The organism is Mesorhizobium sp. WSM4821, from assembly GCF_055901555.1.
In genome coordinates this window covers 141,860-159,981 of sequence record NZ_CM148371.1, presented here as the reverse complement: position 1 = coordinate 159,981, position 18,122 = coordinate 141,860, and the positions used below count along the sequence as shown (strand labels likewise).

14 protein-coding genes and 6 pseudogenes are annotated in these 18,122 nt (G+C 59.8%); 15 read left to right on the top strand and 5 right to left on the bottom strand.

Annotated elements, in window-relative coordinates; all coding sequences use genetic code 11:
• Positions 1 to 90 precede the first annotated feature (90 nt).
• Complete coding sequence (locus AC0NID_RS00720; RefSeq protein WP_474033402.1) at positions 91 to 2,169, top strand: recombinase family protein; 2,079 nt, start codon at positions 91 to 93, stop codon at positions 2,167 to 2,169.
• Here AC0NID_RS00720 and istA read toward each other — a convergent pair.
• From istA to AC0NID_RS00705, 3 genes and pseudogenes are all read right to left on the bottom strand, one after another.
• Positions 2,170 to 2,955 (bottom strand): annotated as a pseudogene (gene istA, locus AC0NID_RS00715) (IS21 family transposase); the annotation flags it as partial.
• Positions 2,956 to 3,290: 335 nt separating this feature from the next.
• Entirely contained in the window at positions 3,291 to 3,941 is a 651-nt protein-coding gene (locus AC0NID_RS00710; protein WP_473522379.1) for an IS110 family RNA-guided transposase, read from the bottom strand.
• Positions 3,931 to 4,068, bottom strand: a pseudogene (locus AC0NID_RS00705) (IS21 family transposase); the annotation flags it as partial. The gene AC0NID_RS00710 and the pseudogene AC0NID_RS00705, both read right to left, overlap by 11 nt.
• Positions 4,069 to 4,071: 3 nt before the next feature.
• Between AC0NID_RS00705 and AC0NID_RS00700 the strand changes: the two are divergent.
• Positions 4,072 to 4,727, top strand: a pseudogene (locus AC0NID_RS00700) (IS3 family transposase); the annotation flags it as partial.
• A gap of 112 nt (positions 4,728 to 4,839) precedes the next feature.
• Here AC0NID_RS00700 and AC0NID_RS00695 read toward each other — a convergent pair.
• The gene (locus AC0NID_RS00695) at positions 4,840 to 4,998 is read right to left on the bottom strand and encodes a hypothetical protein (RefSeq protein WP_473459500.1); all 159 of its coding nucleotides are present in this window, start codon (positions 4,996 to 4,998) and stop codon (positions 4,840 to 4,842) included.
• A gap of 366 nt (positions 4,999 to 5,364) precedes the next feature.
• Here AC0NID_RS00695 and AC0NID_RS00690 point away from each other — a divergent pair, with 366 nt between their 5' ends.
• The 9 genes and pseudogenes from AC0NID_RS00690 (at position 5,365) to AC0NID_RS00650 (ending at position 13,713) form a co-directional block, all read left to right on the top strand.
• Positions 5,365 to 5,931, top strand: coding sequence for a glycine cleavage T C-terminal barrel domain-containing protein (locus AC0NID_RS00690; protein WP_474033401.1), 567 nt, complete (start codon positions 5,365 to 5,367; stop codon positions 5,929 to 5,931).
• Entirely contained in the window at positions 5,924 to 6,430 is a 507-nt protein-coding gene (locus tag AC0NID_RS00685; protein ID WP_473459432.1) for a sarcosine oxidase subunit gamma, read from the top strand. Before AC0NID_RS00690 ends, AC0NID_RS00685 begins: the two co-directional genes overlap by 8 nt.
• Positions 6,431 to 6,565: 135 nt before the next feature.
• Entirely contained in the window at positions 6,566 to 7,747 is a 1,182-nt protein-coding gene (locus tag AC0NID_RS00680) for a M24 family metallopeptidase (RefSeq protein ID WP_474033400.1), read from the top strand.
• 122 nt (positions 7,748 to 7,869) lie between these two features.
• Positions 7,870 to 8,097, top strand: a pseudogene (locus AC0NID_RS00675) (IS110 family transposase); the annotation flags it as partial.
• Positions 8,098 to 8,529: 432 nt separating this feature from the next.
• A complete protein-coding gene (locus AC0NID_RS00670; RefSeq protein ID WP_473459458.1) occupies positions 8,530 to 9,615 on the top strand; it encodes an ABC transporter substrate-binding protein in 1,086 nt (361 codons plus the stop codon).
• Between the two features lie 45 nt (positions 9,616 to 9,660).
• Positions 9,661 to 10,509 (top strand): ABC transporter permease, encoded by an 849-nt coding sequence (locus AC0NID_RS00665; RefSeq protein ID WP_473459456.1) that lies wholly within the window; start codon positions 9,661 to 9,663, stop codon positions 10,507 to 10,509.
• Positions 10,510 to 10,513: 4 nt separating this feature from the next.
• The gene (locus tag AC0NID_RS00660; RefSeq protein WP_473459454.1) at positions 10,514 to 11,341 is read left to right on the top strand and encodes an ABC transporter permease; all 828 of its coding nucleotides are present in this window, start codon (positions 10,514 to 10,516) and stop codon (positions 11,339 to 11,341) included.
• 4 nt (positions 11,342 to 11,345) lie between these two features.
• Positions 11,346 to 12,449, top strand: coding sequence for an ABC transporter ATP-binding protein (locus AC0NID_RS00655; RefSeq protein ID WP_473459452.1), 1,104 nt, complete (start codon positions 11,346 to 11,348; stop codon positions 12,447 to 12,449).
• Positions 12,450 to 12,750: 301 nt separating this feature from the next.
• The gene (locus tag AC0NID_RS00650; RefSeq protein WP_474033399.1) at positions 12,751 to 13,713 is read left to right on the top strand and encodes a mandelate racemase/muconate lactonizing enzyme family protein; all 963 of its coding nucleotides are present in this window, start codon (positions 12,751 to 12,753) and stop codon (positions 13,711 to 13,713) included.
• Positions 13,714 to 13,913: 200 nt separating this feature from the next.
• Here AC0NID_RS00650 and AC0NID_RS00645 read toward each other — a convergent pair.
• A pseudogene (locus AC0NID_RS00645) lies at positions 13,914 to 14,227 on the bottom strand (DDE-type integrase/transposase/recombinase); the annotation flags it as partial.
• A 130-nt stretch (positions 14,228 to 14,357) separates the two neighbouring features.
• On the opposite strand from AC0NID_RS00645, the gene AC0NID_RS00640 reads away from it, so the two are divergent.
• The 4 genes and pseudogenes from AC0NID_RS00640 to tnpC form a co-directional block, all read left to right on the top strand.
• Positions 14,358 to 15,803, top strand: coding sequence for an IS4 family transposase (locus tag AC0NID_RS00640; protein WP_473459517.1), 1,446 nt, complete (start codon positions 14,358 to 14,360; stop codon positions 15,801 to 15,803).
• A gap of 77 nt (positions 15,804 to 15,880) precedes the next feature.
• Positions 15,881 to 16,276: an IS66-like element accessory protein TnpA gene (gene tnpA, locus AC0NID_RS00635; RefSeq protein WP_190233800.1), complete on the top strand. Its 396-nt coding sequence runs from the start codon at positions 15,881 to 15,883 to the stop codon at positions 16,274 to 16,276.
• Entirely contained in the window at positions 16,273 to 16,620 is a 348-nt protein-coding gene (gene tnpB / locus AC0NID_RS00630) for an IS66 family insertion sequence element accessory protein TnpB (RefSeq protein ID WP_352622744.1), read from the top strand. The genes tnpA and tnpB overlap by 4 nt, the downstream gene beginning before the upstream one ends.
• 45 nt (positions 16,621 to 16,665) lie before the next feature.
• Positions 16,666 to 18,090, top strand: a pseudogene (gene tnpC / locus AC0NID_RS00625) (IS66 family transposase); the annotation flags it as partial.
• Positions 18,091 to 18,122: the final 32 nt, after the last annotated feature.

The window sequence follows — 18,122 nt, the reverse complement described above, 5'->3', positions numbered from 1 at the left end:
ATCGCCCCCCGTCGGCAGGCGCGATCGCCACCAGCGAGCTCACCCTCATCCTTGCCAGCCTTGTTGTCACGCTAACCGCGGAGCCAGCACATGCCTGACCTCAAAGTCACCGCCGATCACCTGCGGCGCGACGCCTACCTCTACATCCGTCAGTCGACGCTTCGACAGGTCGCCGAGAACGGCGAGAGCACGCAGCGACAATATGGGCTGCGTGATCGCGCCATTGCCGCCGGCTGGCCGACCGAACGCATCCACGTGATCGACTGCGACCTGGGCAAATCGGGATCCAGCGCCGTTGCCCGCGACGGCTTCCAGGAACTGGTCAGCGAAGTCGCGCTCGCCAAGGCCGGCGTCGTCATGGGGCTGGAGGTCTCGCGCCTGGCCCGCAACTCCGCCGACTGGCACCGGCTGCTTGAGCTGTGCGCCCTGACCAGCACCCTCATCCTCGATGAGGATGGCATCTACGACCCGGAAAGCTTCAACGACAGACTTCTTTTGGGTTTGAAAGGAACGATGTCGGAAGCCGAATTGCACTTCCTCAAGGCGCGCATGCGCGGCGGCCAACTCAACAAGGCAAGCCGCGGCGATCTGAAGATAGGCCCGCCCGTGGGCTTGGTCTACTTGCCCGATGGCGCCCTCGCACTCGACCCGGACGCCGAGGTGCAGGCCGCGCTCCGCATGGTGTTCACCACCTTCGAGCGCCTGGGCAGCGCAACCAGAACCGTCAAGTTCTTCCTCGACGAAGGCATCCTGTTCCCGCGGCGACTGCGCAAGGGACTGCACAAAGGCGAACTCATGTGGGCGCCGCCACGGCACGCCCGCATCCTCCAGGTCCTGCATAATCCGAGATATGCCGGCGCCTTCGTCTACGGTCGAACGCATGGACGGCCCCGGCCGGGCGGCGGCGTCTCGCAGATCAAGGTGGATATGGCTGACTGGCGGTTCGTCATGCCCGACCTGCATCCGGGCTATATCGACTGGGAGCGCTTCAAGGCCAACCAGGAGCGTCTCGCCACCAATGCGCAAGCCTACGGAATGCAGCGCCGCGCCGGGCCGGTCCGCGAAGGATCCGCCTTGCTCCAGGGCAGAGTTCTCTGCGGCCTTTGCGGCGGGCGCATGGGCGTCCATTACAGCCAGGAGCACGGTAAGCCCGTCCCGACCTATATCTGCCAGGAAACCGCCACCCGCCGTGGCGGCAAGGTCTGCCAGTCCGTGCCCGGCAAAGTCGTTGACCCGGCGGTGGGTGCATTGCTTGTCGAACTGATGACGCCGATGACGCTTGAGGTCACCTTGGCGGTGCAACGCGAATTGGAGGCACGCGCCGCCGAGATGGACACGTTGCGCCGACAACATATCGAGCGGACGCGTCATGACGCCGAGCTCGCCCGGCGCCGCTACATGAAGGTAGATCCCGACAATCGCCTCGTTGCCGACACTCTCGAGGCCGAGTGGAACGAGAAGCTGCGGCTTCACACCGACGTCGTCGAGGACTATGAACGACGCGCGCCCGAGGAAGCCGCCGCCCTTGATGCAGAGACGCAGCAACGCGTCCGCGATCTTGTCGCGCAGTTCCCCCGGATCTGGAACGATCCGCGCATCGACGTCCGCGAGCGCAAGCGCATCTTCCGTCTGCTGGTCGCCGATGTCACCTTAATCAAGGCCGAGACGATTACCGCAAACGTGCGGCTCTCCGGCGGGGCGACCCGAACCTTGACGCTGGACCGGCCGCTGCCGATCTTCCAGATCCGTAAATCCAAGCCCGACTTGATCGCCGAGGTCGACCGCTTGCTCGACCGTTATTGCGATCGCGAGGTCGCCGACATCTTCAATGAACGCGGTCTGCGGACCTGGGACGGCAAGCCGTTCAATCTCAAGAAAATCGCTTTCATCCGCAGAACTTATAACCTGCCCGGTCGTCGCCAGCGCCTGCGCGATTGTGGTATGCTCACCACCCAGGAAGTGGCCGAACGCTTCGAGATCGCCGAGACCACCGTGCATCAATGGGGACGTCAGGGGCTCATCACCAAAGTCTACAGCGACAATCTCAGCCGGGGTCTGTGGGATATTCCTTCCCACCTCGAGATCATCAAAGGTCGCCCAGGCTGTAACGCTAATCCCGCCCGCCCTGCCTCCATTACCGTGCCATCAGCCGAACAGGACGCACTATGAAACCTTCGCCTTGTCGCGCGGCTTGCGGCTGCGGGTCGGCAGGACGGTGGTGTCGTAGTGCTCGGCCATGGCGGCAAAGGTCGCGTTCAGCGTCGGCTCGAACCACAGCGCCTTGACGACACCGGCCTTCAGGTTGTCGCACACGATCGCTCTGGTGACGCCGCCGAAGAAGGCGAGCGCTCGTACCTGGCCCTCGATCCAGTCCGGCAGCTTTTGACTGGAGCTGGCAAAGGCGAAGGTCAGATTGGATGCGCCCAGCACCGCGACAAAAATCTGCGCCGGGTAAATGACGCCGGTCGCCGGATCGATCACCGGCACCGTCTGCCCGGCATAGTCCGTCTGCATCACCGCGCCCGCCGCATGCCGATTGCGGAATGTCGCGCTCGTCCGGCGCTCGAAAGCGGCGAAGTGCTCGCAGAACCAGGTGTAGCCGTAGCCGTCGGGATGGGCGGCGCGATACTCCTGCCACAACAGCGTCAGCGTCACCCCCTTGCGCTTCAGCTCCCTGGCGATCAGCGCAAAGTCCGGTTCGCTCAGGTCTTGCGGCGGACGACCGGCACGGCCAAACAGCAGCCGCTCAAGTGTCGCGTCGTCGTGGCCCGGCGGCAGCGGCCAGCATGACAGCCCGGCCTCCCGCGCCCGTAGCAAATAGGTCGATACTGTCGTCTTGCTGATCTTCAGCCGTTCCGACACTTCACGCACCGAAAGACCCTGCTCATGGGTCAGGCGCAAGATCGCTTGGATGTCCCTCACACTCGTTCGTCTCGCTTGCTTCCGTCTCGGCATGGCCCCTCTCAACATCATCGTGAGAGGCCAAACTGCCAGAACGGCGCAGCCAAGAACCGACCGCTAAATCCGCTCCCGAAAACTGTCCGGGATTTAGCGGAATCGCTGTCCGCGAATTACTGAAATCACTGTCCGGGATTTAGCGAAAAGGGTGTCCGGGAATTACCGAAACACGCACTCCCGGTGTAAGCGATTCGAGTAAGATCCCGGCAGACTTGGGCGCCAACATCTATCCGGCGTCGCCAGGAATGCTGGCGCGCCCAAATGGGTAATCCGCGCGGCGTGAGCCTCAACAACTGGGCGGCTTCTCAGAGCCATTATAAAAGTCAGGGTCCTCACGCGCCGATCACGTCGGCCGGTACACTTCTCTGATCGTTCACACCTCTCCGGACGTCCGTCAGGCCGCCCGGTATTCTGTACCCGCTTTCAGCATCGCGAAGATGACGCGCATTCTTGTTGGCCACCGCGACGATTGTCTTGGCTGCGCCGCGCCGAGCCTGGAGGTCCCTAATCCAGGCACCTTGTGCGTCGTTGCGGGATGCTGATGTACGAACAACAGCTCGTGCGCCATGGATTAGCAGGGTCCGCAGATGACGGTCTCCGCGCTTGGAGATGCCGAAGAGTCGCTGCCGATTGCCACTCGAATGCTGACGGGGCACGAGACCCATCCACGCAGCGAGATGCCTACCATTGGTGAACTCGGCTCCGTTGCCGACCGCGGCCACAATTGCGGTGGCCGTCTTCGGACCCACTCCCTTGATCTTGGCAAGGCGACGGCAGGTCTCACTTGAGCGGAAGACCTTCTCAATCTCTCGATCGAACCAGGCAATCTGTTCGTCGAGGGTGCGGAAGATGGCGTAGAGCTGCGCGAGCATCGATCGGAAGAGTTCACTTATCTCAGCGGCACCATCCTCCAGCAAGGCCCGAATCTCGCGTCGCGCGCGGGCAATCGACTGTGCGAATGCAATGCCTCGGTCGAGCAGCAAGCCAATCGTCCAGTCCGTCAAATGCTGTTCGACGGACTGGCTGGCGATACGACACCACCCCACCTTCGCGAAGGTAGCGACGAACCGTATTGCGCGCGCAACCGAACTCCTGCGCGATCCGTTTCGCAGCCGGCTGCACATCCTGCTTCGGCGTGAAGGTATCGAGCTGAACCACAAGAAGCTGTTTCGGCTCTACCGGGAGGAACGGTTGACGGTGAAGAAGCGCGGCGGCCGCAAGCGAGCCTTGGGTGCGCGAGCGCCCATGACGCTGCCGCAGGGCCCGAACCAGCGCTGGAGCCTGGACTTCGTGTCGGACATGCTGGCCGACGGTCGGCGGTTCCGGGTCCTGGTGGTGGTCGACGACTTCACCGCGAGTGCCTGGCGCTCGTGGTGGACATATCGCTGTCGGGCCTGCGGGTGGCGCGGGAACTCGATGTTCTCGTCGAGGCGCGCGGCCGGCCGCTGATGATCGTCTCTGACAACGGCACCGAGCTGACCTCGCGGGCGATCCTGCAGTGGCAGGAGGACAACCGCGTCGAGTGGCACTACATCGCGCCCGGCAAGCCCACCCAGAACGGCTTCGTCGAGAGCCTGAACGGCCGCTTCCGGGACGAATGCCTCAACGAGCACCTGTTCCGCGGCATTGCCACCGCACGCCGCATCATGGAAGAGTGGAGGATCGACTACAACGAGCACCGGCCGCACACGAGCCTGCGCGGCCTCACCCCGAATGAGTTTGCAACCCGGTCCAGAACGGACCACAAGGAGAACAGAGTCCAGTTATGAACGAGGGCTGATCGGGGGCAACGTCAAGCCTCTCGGCCGCACCGTTCGCGATCCAGCACTACGACTTTGTGGTTGATCTTCTCGAACTGGCAGTGTCGCCGAATAGGCAAAATCAGCAAATACCATGCTCCTCGACGGAGAATCCGATGGCGAAATAATGATCCAATCCTCCAATCCCGCCGCGGATGACGAAGAAGATCACGTTCAAGATCTCGCGCAATGGCCATTTGCGCCCCGTCGGGCGGGGCGTGGCCATGAGTAGCGTGATCAAATTCCACTCTGCCTCAGTCGTCCTGTTTCGTAACGCGGGCATTCGCGACTATGCTGGAGGCGGGCAACCGGTCCTCATCGGGCATCGACACCCGTTGGCTTCACGGCTTCTCGAAAGAATGCCGGCAGTTGGCCGCGACCTAGCTGACGACCCCGATTCATCGATACATTGGGCAATCGGGTAGTGGTCAACCTGCCTTTCGACGAAGTCTAATTCAAACGTGCCATCTCCCAAGGGGCAACTCTTGTATCTGAAAACGCGATGGTACCATTCGCGACTTTATGTTGGTGAACCAACGCCGTGTGGCGCATATTTGGCGGGCAGTCTTCAAACTGCATCCAGCCTGTCAACGCAAAGTGAATTGCAGTGCAGATCAAATATGTCCGTCTCGCGCCTGGCAACGGTGCGACCCTGGGCAAGGATGTGTGGTGCCGGCTGATGGAGGTCGGCGCGCCTTTCGGCCTGAAGCCTTACGGCGTCGAGGCTCTGGGCGCTCTGCGCGTCGAGAAGGGCCATGTCGCGGGACCGGAGATCGACGGCAGGACGACGCTCGATGACCTCGGGCTCAGCCGCATGGCGAGCAAGCGCAGCGGCTATGTGGGCGAGGTGCTTGGCCGCCGCGAGGCCTTCAGCGACCCGGCGCGCCCGCGGCTGGTCGGGCTGCGCTGCGTCGAGCCGGGCAAGCAGTTGCGCGGCGGCGCCATCCTGTTCAGGCCTGGCGAGCCGATGCATGGCCACGGTCTCGGCCGCATTACCTCGGTGACCTACAGCCCCACGCTTGACGCCTGGGTGGGGCTCGGACTGCTTGCCCGGAATGCCGCAGAGGAGGGCGCCGAGATCGTCGCCACTTATCCGATCGAAGGCCACACGGTACGGGCTCGGGTAGTCTCGCCCATGTTCCTCGACCCGAAGGGAGAGCGGCTCCATGGCTGATGGTTCGAACATGGCGGGGTTCGCGACGGCGGCTTATGACTGCGCGATCGTCCAATTCGAGGGCTGGGACGGCGAGATGGCGCAATTCGAGGCGGAACTACACCGGATGCTAGGCGGGCCGCTGCCGAACAAGGTCGGCGATACGGCGCGTCATGACGGCTGGCTCGTCGTTCGCATTGCGCCGCGCCGGTTCTGGCTGCTTTGCGACGGCCCGCCGCCTAATGCCTATGTCGATCCGGAACTCGGTTGCGCGCTCCCGCTCGGCGAGGGCAGCGTGCGGTTGCGCCTCTCCGGCGGGGGCCTCAAACATGTGCTGGAGCGGTGCGTCGCGGTGGATTGGGAGACGCTTGGCGAGGGACGGGCGGTCCAGACTGGCCTCCATCGCGTGCCGGTCCTGCTGCTGCGCAGGAGCGCATTCGAATGCGACCTTCTCGTCCCGCGCAGCTTCAGCAAGAGCCTGACCGAGTGGATGGTTGACGCCTCCGCTGGCGTTACCTGACTACCGCCTCGAACGGGTCGAAGTGGGCTGCCTACCTAGCCAAATGGACGATCGGGTTCAAGGCGCCTTTGAGAAAAACAAAGCCAATTGATTGCCTCGTGCAATCGTCATTTACCAGAGAGAGGAAAACTGCTCATGCCCACATCTAGTCAACAGGAACGCGCGCCTGCATTTAGTCAACAGGAATACCGCGAGCGCACTGCTCGGCTGCGACAGCAAATGGCGGCGAACGGTATGGATGCGCTGCTTGTCATGAACGAAAATAATATGAACTATCTCACCGGCTATGACGGGTACTCGGAGTACGTTCCGCAGCTCGCTCTCGTGTGTCAAGACGATGAAGATCCGTGGCTGATTTTGCGCGAAATCGACACTTTGTGCGCAACGCCCACCTCGTACTTATCGGAATCGCGCATCCTCAGTTATCCCGAGAAGTACATTGGGTCGAGCCAGCGGACGGCATGGCAGCCGATTGCCGATCTGATCCGCGAGCGCACCAAGTCGAGCCGCATCGGGGTCGAACTGACGGCCAAAACGTTTGGAGTAAAGGACCATGCCGCCCTCGGAAACAGCTTGGACTCCTCGAAGTTCATCGACGCTGATGGCATGATTTCTAAGCTCAAGAGGGTAAAATCACCAGCTGAGCTTGCCTACATGGAACAGGCCGGAAAGATCGTGGATAGGGCCATGCAGGTGGGCCGGCTCGAGATCGCTGCTGGGGCGCGCGAATGCGACGTAGGGGCTGCCGTCACGCATGCTTTGGTCAAAGGCACACCGGAAATTCCCGGGGGTGTTTGCGCCTTTCCAACCATGCCGGTTGGTTCTCCCGCCAACGCACCGCATCTTAAGTGGTCCGACGCGAGCTATAAAATGGGCTGTCAGACTAATTTCGAGATTGGCGCCTTTCGACACCGTTATGCCTGCGCCCTGTCACGGACGGTTTTTTTGGGCGAGCCAACGGCTCGGGCCCGGCACCTGCATCAAGCCGCCCTCGACGGCTTCCTCGCGCAGGTCGAAACGCTACGGCCGGGAGTTAAGTGCTCTGAAGTTTCGCAAGCATTCCAGCGCGCCTTTAAACCATACGGCGTGCGTAAGGAATCCAGGAGCGGCTACTCCATCGGCCTTGGTTGGGTCGACAGCGGAATCAGCTTCCAAGAGGACGACGACACCGTGATTGAACCCAACATGACCTTCCACGTCCTCATCGGCATTTTTGAGAAGGATGACGGCTACATCTTCAGTGAGACTGTCCGAGTGACCGAGAACGGCGCCAAGTCGCTGAGCAGCATGCCCCGTGACCTGCTGGTAAATTACTGACTGTCCAGCATTGCGATGCCGGCGTAGCGCCAACACCAATGCGCCGGCATCGCAGCACCATAAGCTGTTTTAGATGCCGTAACGGGCCGGCGCTCCGCGCAGCCAGGAAGGCGGGTCTCCCCGGGATCGCACAGTTGCTGCGTCCTGTGCACACCAAGTCTGCAGATGCCCAGGAGGTACGCGCACTGTTGGTCGGCCGGAAGCTGTTGCAGGCCCAGCTACTTGACGTTGAGCTCAGCATCCGCGGAATCCTACTCGCTTACGGGCTCAAGGTTGGCGAGGTGAGCCGGGGGCATTTCGAGGCGCGCATTCGCGAACCGATCGAGGGCCATGACATGCTTGCCACGGTGATAGGCGATACCGGAGGCCCGGGCCATATTGTGGAACGAGTGTACCCGGCTGTACCGCGCGATGCGGAAGACTGCCCGCGCCAGTCCTGTCTGACATAACGGATAGGCAAGGAACCTCCCCAGGCTCTCGTGCGGCAGGGTGGATGGAAGGCCGCGTGCCCACTCTGCGACGGTCGCCAAATCTTTGACGCTCGCCGCTGCCTTCACCATGCAGGCGCGGCAGGACGGGCTGCTGGAAGGATTGAAGACACCCAGGCTCATTCTCACGAGACAATCGCTACCCGGCTGGTCGGATGAACTGCTTGTGTGGGGGGGAGCCAATTTTGGTTATCAGAATTCCAGATGGCCGCAATATAAAAATTATACTTTTCAATCGGGTGTGGCGGCGCTTTCATTCCACCACGACCAAAGTAACAAAAGGGGAACAATGACATGTTTAAGAATCCGGTATCACGACGCAAATTGCTGAAAGATGCAGCGGCGATTACGGCCATAGGCACTCTGGGCTCGTTGATGGTAGACAGGGCGTATGCCGCCGACACAATCACGGCCACAGAATGGGGCGGAAGTTACAGCGACGAGATGAAGAAAATCGCGGACAAACAGTCTGATATCCAAATAAACTGGCAACTGTATGCCGGCGGGGCCGCACTTATTCTGCCCAAGATCAAGGCTACCTGGCCGAACCCTGGCATAGACCTTGTGGCGGGGTGGGATCTTTCGATGCAAGCAATCGCGCGGGAAGGCTGGGCAGAGCCGGTCACCGCGGAGAAGGTACCGAATTTGGCTGATGTCCCGAAAAAGCTGCTGATCAAGGATGATGCGGGGAATGTCATAAACATACCCCGTAGCATATCGTCGATCTTCTGGTTCTATCGAGAGGATAATGCTCCATTTGAGATCACCAAGATTGATGACCTCTTGGACCCTAGGCTGGCAGGGAAAATTTGTTTTCCGGCACCAAGCAACAACTCGAACCTGCAGATGGTTGCGCTTGCACTTCACAGAGGTGGTGACGAGCGGAACATGGAGCCGGCTTGGGACTTCGTGAAAGAGCTGGCGCGTAGCGGAAATATCGGCAGAGTGGCTTTCGGTGATACTGATATCGGGAATTCCATCAGCTCCGGCGAAACTTGCATAAGCTTTGCAGCCGGTACCGGTGTCCTTAAGTTGGCTCAAGACTTCAAGATCAAATATCTTTCCAAAATGGATCCGGCGTCAGGATTTCAGACGTTCCTCTACCAGGAGGGATGGTGCGTACTCAAAGGAAGGAATGCTGACGCGGCGTTAAAATTCGCCAACTTTGCGATCAACCCGGAAAACAACGAGGAGTTCAATCGCGTCATTTCGGGCGTCCCCGTCAATATAAAGGCGAAAACGTCGGACGAAGTGAGGCCTATGGTTTTCAACAGCGAGGAAATGGACCGATATATCTACATTCCAGACTGGGCTTATGTTTCCGAACAGGCTGATGCTTGGATGAAGCGATGGGAGCAGGAGATCATGCCGCTTCTCTAAGAAAAAAAGCGCTGCCAGAAAAGAACTCAAAGCCGGAGAGAGTGGATGAGGAGCAGGAGATCTCAAACGGTACTGCTATTCCCCGCAGTGGCATCATTTTTCCTATTCCTTGTGCTGCCGATGTTGGCGGTGTTTGATCAGAGCTTTCGCATCTTCGAGCCCGGGCGGATTGGCTCGAAGGAAGGAGCTCCGCTTACCACCGAAAACTATACCGAACTCATTCTCCCGGTTTATGCGCGATACTTTATTCAGACTTATCTCCTGGCCTTCATCGCCGCAGCTCTGGCCGTCCTCATAGCCTTTCCGATAGCATATTGGGTTGCAAGGAGTGCATCGCCGCTAGTCAGAAAGGCGGCGATTTCAACTCTCATTGGGCTGATGTTCCTGAGCGCCCTGGTTCGTGTCTATTCGATTGATTTGACCTTCGGCTCCGTCGGAACATTCGCGCGGATCATGTCCGCCGCAGGGATAAATACCAATGGCCATCTGTACATTGATTTCGTGGTCATCGCGGGGTTGCTCCACTACGCAATACCAATGTCGATCCTGGTTTTGGTCGGGGCGATACAGAATCTCAACCCGCGCCTCGCAGAAGCGGCTCAGTCCCTTGGCGCATCAGCAGCCAAGACGCATATCACGATAACGTTGCCATTGTGCATCCGCGGACTTGTCTCTGCGTTTCTGGTATCGATGACGATTGGCGTGAGCGCCTTCGTTATCCCTTTGATCTTGGGCCGAGGGCGCGTGCTATTTATATCAAATCTTATCTACAGCCGCTTCGGCGAAGTTGCGAATTATCCGAGTGGAGCGGCAATCTCGATTATTATGTTGGCTCTTTCGTTCCTCCTAATTTTCGTCATGTCTAGAATCGCTACTTCATTTGATCGGCAGTGAAAGAATGCTCAGCAAGAGAAATGCAGATGCCCTGCTTGTTTTGTACGTAAAGGCGATTATCACAGGAACCGCAATATTCCTTCTTTTCCCGGTGATTATTACCGTGTCGATGGCGTTCGACGGGCGCGATTTCCTGGGCTCATTTCCTCCTCCGAGCCTTTCGATGAAATGGTTCGACCGGCTTTTCAATGATGGTAACTTGTGGTCTGGGTTCCGGACGAGCTTGCTGCTTGCGATTGCAACGGCGTTCCTTGCAACGGCGATTGGCACATCGGCGGCGGTGGCGATCAGCCGAATGCCTCCGCGATCGCGGGACGTGACAACCAGTATATTTTTGTCACCTCTTGTAATACCCGGGGTGATCGTTGGGTTCGCCTTACTTATAGTCTTCTCTGTATTTGACTTCCTCCCGACCTTCGCCAGACTGCTTGCCGCGCATTTAATCATCGCCCTACCATACACCATAAGGATGACACTGGTTGGGCTTACTGGCATAAGCGAAACGCTAGGCGAGGCCGCCTTGAGCCTCGGCGCTAACGCGCGACAGACATTTTTCACGATCACTTTGCCTCTTGCCAAGAGCGGCATTTCCGCTGGTGCGATTTTTGCATTTGCGTTCTCTATGGAAGACGTCGCCATCAGTATATTTCTAAGTGACTACAATACCTATACGCTGCCAGTTGCATTAATCAGCTTAATGAGGTCGAAGATGGATCTCACAATCGCTGCGGCAGCAGTCCTCTTAATGGGAATGACCTTAGCTGTACTTTTCGTACTTGACCGCGTAATTGACCTTGAGAGAGCAATTGGGCTTGGCATCAATAAGGCTTGATCGAATGAGTGTTCTAGAACTGAAAGACGTCACTAAAAAGTACGGAGAGTTCACCGCGGTCGATGCCGTGTCTTTGCAAATCGAGAAGGGAAAAGTGCTTTCTCTTTTGGGGCCTAGCGGCTGCGGCAAGACGACTACTCTCCGCATCATTGCGGGTTTCACACTGCCCGACAGGGGGATCGTGAAAATCTCAGGCGACGATGTTGGCCATTTGAGGCCCTATGAACGCAACGTCGGGCTACTATTCCAAGATTACGCGCTGTTCCCTCATATGACCGTGGCTCAGAATGTCGCCTACGGAATGCGATATCGCGGAACGCCGAAATCCGAGATACCCTCTCGGGTCAAACAGATGATGTCACTTGTTCAGTTGGCCGGCATGGAGGCCAGATATCCGAGCCAGCTAAGCGGCGGACAACAGCAGCGCGTCGCGCTTGCGCGAGCGCTTGCAACCGACCCCCAGATTGTTCTTCTGGATGAGCCTTTATCTGCACTTGATGCGAAGCTTCGCCTAGAACTGCGCATTGAGTTGAAGGAGATCCTTCGGTCGGTCGGCGCGACTACCATAGTTGTCACCCACGATCAGGAGGAAGCTCTCAGCTTGGGCGACGAAGTCGTCGTCATGCGGGGGGGGGGAATCGTTCAGCGTGGAACGCCGGCGCAGATATACGCGGAGCCCGCCGACAAATTCGTCGCCGAGTTCGTGGGGAGGTCCAACTGGTTTCATGGATCAAGGCGCGGCAGATCGAGTGAGGGCGTGAGCATCTATGTCACAAGCGAAGGAATTGAGATCCACGCAAGCACTCCGCTATCCAATCAACACCACCATGCCGATCTATGCGTTAGGCCGGAAAACATCGCGCTCTCGGGCGGGGCAGCGAGTGACGTAGCTCAAAACGCAGAATGCAATGTACTAGAGGGTGTCGTACTCGACGTGGCTCTGCTGGGCGCCGACATGCATGTGGTCGTCGAACTTCCAGGAAAGGGCAGATTGCTGGCAATCAGCAAGAATGTCGGGGGAACTCCGGGATTTGTAGCGGGACAACCCGTGAATGCCCATTTTTCAGCGTCGGACGTTCTATTGTTTCAGGCTGGAGCGCATATGTGAGGTGGAGGAATGTCAGCTGTAGCTGAGGTTTAGGTCAGTCGGTCTGCCGCTTAGCTGGTACATGCTCCGGCATGCGGATTGCGCTACAACGAATCATGCCTCTGCGCGCAGTTCGCGAGCCAGGCGAGATAACAAGGGCTAATTCCTAATGAAAATAACTCGCATATCAGTGTTTGGAATTGTGACGCCTTCTCTACAAGGCTACACCCTATCGCGTGGTCGGATCTGGAGATCTTTCGAAAGGACCGTTGTAGCAATCGAGACTGACGCTGCGATCGTCGGATGGGGCGAAGTCCTAACTATGGGAGGGAACTATCTGCCGGCGTTCGCAAAGGGCGCCATAGCAGCTATTGGCGAATTAGCTCCTCACCTCATTGGAGAAAATCCGCTCCAGCTCGATCGAATCAACTATCTGATGGACCATTTCTTGTTTGGTCACCCATATGGAAAATCACCAATCGACATGGCCTGTTGGGACATCCTCGGCAAAGCAACGGGAATGCCGCTGTGCGATCTTCTCGGCGGACGGTTCGAAGGTGGCTTAGATCTGATGTGCGACCCTAAGGTAGGGTCGATTGAAGAGATGTTGGCAGAGACGGCGGCCTTCCGTGAGAAAGGATATCGGCGTATGTCGTTAAAGCTGGGCGGAGATGTCGCGGAAGATGTGTCAAGGATACGGGCAATTTTCGAACATGCCCAACCCGGTGAGGAATACTACGCCGACTGCAATCGCGGTTGGACACGGGATCAGGCCCTGCGAGTAATGCGACAAATTCGTGATCTTGACGTCTATATAGAGCAGCCTTGTTATTCCTACGAGGACTGTCTCGCGGTGAGATGTCGGACGGATCATCCAATGATCCTCGACGAAATAGTTGACTCGCCTGAGATGGTGATGCGAATTATCGCCGATAGTGCAGCGGATTTGATCAATATTAAGATCTCGAGAGTGGGAGGCCTGACAAAGGCCCGCCGCGCGCGTGATATGTGTGTGACGGCAGGAATTCCGATGACCATTCAAGATGTGGGGGGTAGCGGGATAGTACAGGGAGCGATTTACGGTTTGGCGCAGTCTGTTCCGAAGGAGCTCCGCCACTCTGTATACAACCCCCTAGGACGTAGCCATGCCGACGCATTTACCGATGCACCCATCGGGTTTCAGAGGGGGAGTGTAGTGGAAGCCTCGGATCGGCCTGGACTCGGTCAAGAACCGTTACCGGGCAGCCTCGGTGATCCAATAGCTGTGTACGACGGCAGGGGATAGGACAATGTAGGTCATTTTTTTAAACCTGTCTCGGCCAGCCATGCAGCCGATGGTGTCTGGAAGGGCTTGTCAGGTTGTGTGACTGGTCGGAGGAATGCAGAGCTGCGGCTGAATCTAGGCGAGCGAACCAGCAACGGCCTTCCTTTGGCCGTGGCATTGAGGCGGAGAAGTGGATCTGAAATGCGGCTCGTTCAGATTTGCGGGACAAAGAGAGTTCTGAGGGCTAAGATAAGATTGACACGAAGCGCTGAAGGCCTCCCGGCGATCGAAAGCCCTGCATCATCCGCTCTCGTTTTCGCAGCGGCACGTGGGAATTCTCGGCCCGGTCGCTCAAGCCTGTATCGGATCGGTGGTTCCAGAACCGGCGCAATACCAAAGCCACCAATCGATTGCTGACACGGCTGTTGAACGATCTCGTCGAGCACATATCCGTCCTGATCGACAGCCCGCCACAGCCAGTGCTCGCGGCCGGCGATGGTGACGACGACTTGTCCGCGTGCCAGATTTCATCGCGGCGCGCCTGCTTGCGACGCAGTGTATCCCCACGGTGACGCTTCCGATTACCCACATCGTCGGCGGGCCTATTGCCTCGTATGAATCTGCCGTGATTCTGTCCGTGACGCCGAATCACGGAGGCGTCAGGGATGCGAGACAAGACCAGCAGCAGCGAAGCCGCTTGGCAGGAGGAAGAGCTTTCTGCGGCGGCCCTTCCCGACAAGCGTCTGGCCCGTCGGCTGCAACGGTTGCTGGATCAGATGTCAGCTGCGCCGGGCAAGCCAATCCCGGCGGCCTGCGGCGACTGGGCGGCGGCGAAGGCGGCCTACCGCTTCTTTGACAACCCGCGTGTGACAGAACATAGCGTTCTCGCTGGCCATTTCGCTGCGACCGCGGCGCGCGTTGCGGCGAGCGAAGGTCCGATCCTTATCCTGCAGGACACGACCGAATTTATCTACAGCCGCGCGCAGCCGGGCAAAATCGGCTTCACCAAAACCATCAACGCCGGGCGCTACAAGGCCGGGCAGCCCAACGTGCTGACCTTGTGCGGGGTGCTGATGCATTCAAGCCTGGCCGTCACCCTCACCGGCACACCCCTCGGTCTGACGGCGGCGAAGTTCTGGACACGAACGAAGTTCAAGGGAACGCTCGCGCTCAAGCGGCACATCAATCCCACGCGCGTGCCGATCGAGACGAAGGAGAGCTACCGCTGGCTGGAGAACCTGCGCCAGTCCATCGCGCTCGTTGGCGCGCCCGAGCGCTGCGTGCATGTGGGTGACCGGGAGAGCGACATCTACGAGCTCTATTGCACCGCGCAGGACCTTGGTACCAGCTTCCTCGTGCGGGTGCAGACGAACAGGCTGGCAGAGCGGCCTGCCGATGCTGCCCCACACGATCCTGCTCATCGCGTCTTTGCCCAACTTGCGGCGGCGCCTTGGGCGGGACGTCATCGCATTACGGTCGATCAGGACGAGACGACCTGGCTGCAGGTGAAGTTCGCCGCCATCAACACCTTGCCGCCGGTGGGCAAGCAGAAGCGCTACAGTCCGCAGGTTCTGACTTACATCCACGCCCTCGAAGAGAATCCGCCGCCCGGCCGCGAGCCGATCGACTGGAAGCTGGTGACCAACCTGCCGGTCGAAGATCTCTCCGTGGCGGTCGAGAAGCTCGGCTGGTACGCCCTGCGCTGGAAGGCGGAGGTGTTCCACAAGGTCATGAAGTCCGGCTGCCGTGCCGAGGAGGCTAGGCTCGAGACCGCCGAGAGGCTGGCGAAGTTCCTCGCCCTCATCGCGGTGGTCAGCTGGCGCATATTCTTCGTCACTATGTCGGCGCGCGCCAAGCCAGACGCCGCGCCCGACAGCGTTCTCACCTTCGCCGAGATCACTGCGCTCGACCGGATCGACGCGTCCCGAATGCGACCGCGCCTCCAACGGCCCACGCTCGCCGCTTACCTGCTGCAAATCGCCATGCTTGGTGGCTATCTCGCCCGCAACCATGATCCGCCTCCTGGCAACATGGTCGTCTGGCGCGGCATGACCCGCTTGCACGACATCGCCTTCGGCATCTCCATTGGATCAAGCCGACGATGTGGGTAATCGGAAGACGGTGACGGCCGCCTTGCTGAGGTAGGCTGAAGGCTGCAAGTCCTAGTGCAAGCACTAGGAGTAGCCCTGTGACGAAGCATCAGATCGAAGTGATCACGTCGGTCGAGCGGCGCCGGCGCTGGTCTCGCGAGGAGAAGGAGCGGCTGGTCGCCGCGACGTTTGAGCTTGGGGCCAGTGTTTCCGAGATTGCGCGATCGGCTGGCATCCATGTGAGCCAGCTTTTCCGGTGGCGCAAGGAGCTCTGCCAGATCTCCGCGCCGTTCGTGCCGCAGCTCGTTCCCGTGGAGGTCGTCGAGGCACTGCCAGCGCCACCTGCGCCTGCGCAGCCACCGCCGATCTCCCGACCGCGCAAGAAGAGCAGCATGGTGACGATCGAGCTTGGCGGCGCCCGCCGCCTGCGGGTCGAGAGTGATATCGATAGCGAGGCGCTCGGCCGGATCCTGGATGTGCTGGAGCGGCGATGATCTCGATCCCGAGCGGTGTGAAGGTGTGGCTCGCCACTGGCTATACGGATATGCGCAAGGGCTTCCCCGGCCTGTCGCTGATGGTGCAGGAGACACTGAAGCGCGATCCGCACAGCGGTCATTTGTTCTGTTTCCGCGGGCGGCAGGGAGGGCTGATCAAGGTGATCTGGCACGACGGCCAGGGTGCATGCCTGTTTACGAAGAAGCTCGAGCGCGGCCGCTTCATCTGGCCCTCGGCGGCCGACGGCACGGTGGTGATCACGCCCGCTCAGCTTGGCTATCTGCTCGAAGGCATCGACTGGCGAATGCCGCAAAAAACCTGGCGTCCAAGCTCGGCGGGATGAGCAAAACCGCTGGCATGGCGGGAGCGAATATGATTCCATCGCGCCATGACCGATGCGGCCGATCAGCTTCCTGGTGATCTTGCCAGTGCGCACGCGATGATCCTCGCCGAGCGTGCCGCCCGCCGGGAGGCGCAAGCAGTCGCCGCCCGCGCGCAAGCCGTGAACTCGCACTCGGATGCGCTGATCGCCCGGCTCAGGCTGGAGATCGAGAAGCTGAAGCGCGAGATCCATGGCAGCCGCTCGGAGCGCAAGGCGCGGCTTCTCGAACAGATGGAGTTGCAGCTTGAGGAACTGGAAGCCGACGCCAGCCAGGACGAATTGGCGGCGGAACTGACGGCACGCTCCTCGACGGTCAGGGCGTTCGAGCGCAAGCGACCGTCGCGCAAGCCTTTCCCCGAACATCTGCCGCGTGAGCGCGTGGTCATAGCCGCGCCGGCGAACTGCCCGTGTTGCGGTTCGGGCAAGCTGGCCAAGCTTGGCGAGGACGTTACCGAGACGCTGGAGGTGATCCCGCGCCAGTGGAAGGTGATCCAGACCGTGCGCGAGAAGTTCTCTTGCCGCGAATGCGAGAAGATCTCGCAGCCGCCGGCGCCCTTCCATGTGACGCCGCGCGGCTTTGCCGGGCCGAACCTTTTGGCGATGATCCTGTTCGAGAAGTTCGCCCAGCACCAGCCGCTGAACCGGCAGAGCGAGCGCTATGCCCGCGAGGGCATCGACCTCAGCCTTTCCACACTGGCCGACCAGGTCGGAGCTTGTGCCGCGGCGCTCAAGCCGGTGCATGCGCTGATCGAGGCCCATGTGCTTGCCGCTGACCGCCTACATGCCGATGACACGACCGTGCCGATCCTGGCCCGCGGCAAGACCGATACCGGTCGCATCTGGACCTACGTCAGGGATGACCGGCCGTTCGGCGGAACATCGCCGCCGGCGGCGCTCTACTATGCCTCGCGCGATCGGCGGCAGGAACATCCCGAGCGTCATTTGCGGAGCTTCACCGGCATTCTGCAGGCCGATGCCTATGGCGGCTACAATCCGCTCTTCAAGGTGGACCGTGATCCCGGTCCGCTGACCCAGGCGCTGTGCTGGGCGCATGCGCGCCGCAAGTTCTTCGTGCTTGCCGACATCGCAACGAATGCCAAGCGTGGCAAGGACGCCGCGCCGATCTCGCCGATCGCGCTTGAGGCGGTCAAACGCGTCGACGCCCTGTTCGATATCGAGCGCGACATCAACGGACTCGTCCCCCACGAACGTCTGGAGCGACGCCGGCAGGAAAGCCGTCTTCTCGCCACCGAACTTGAGGCCTGGATGCGGGCAGAGCGGGCAAGACTGTCGCGCAGCTCTCCGGTCGCCGAGCCAATCGACTATATGCTGAAGCGCTGGGAAGGGTTCACGACCTTCCTCGGCGATGGCCGGATTTGCCTCACTAACAACGCGGCCGAACGCGCGCTGCGTGGTTTTGCTCTCGGCAGAAATTATGCTCAGGCCCGGATTATGCGCAGTTT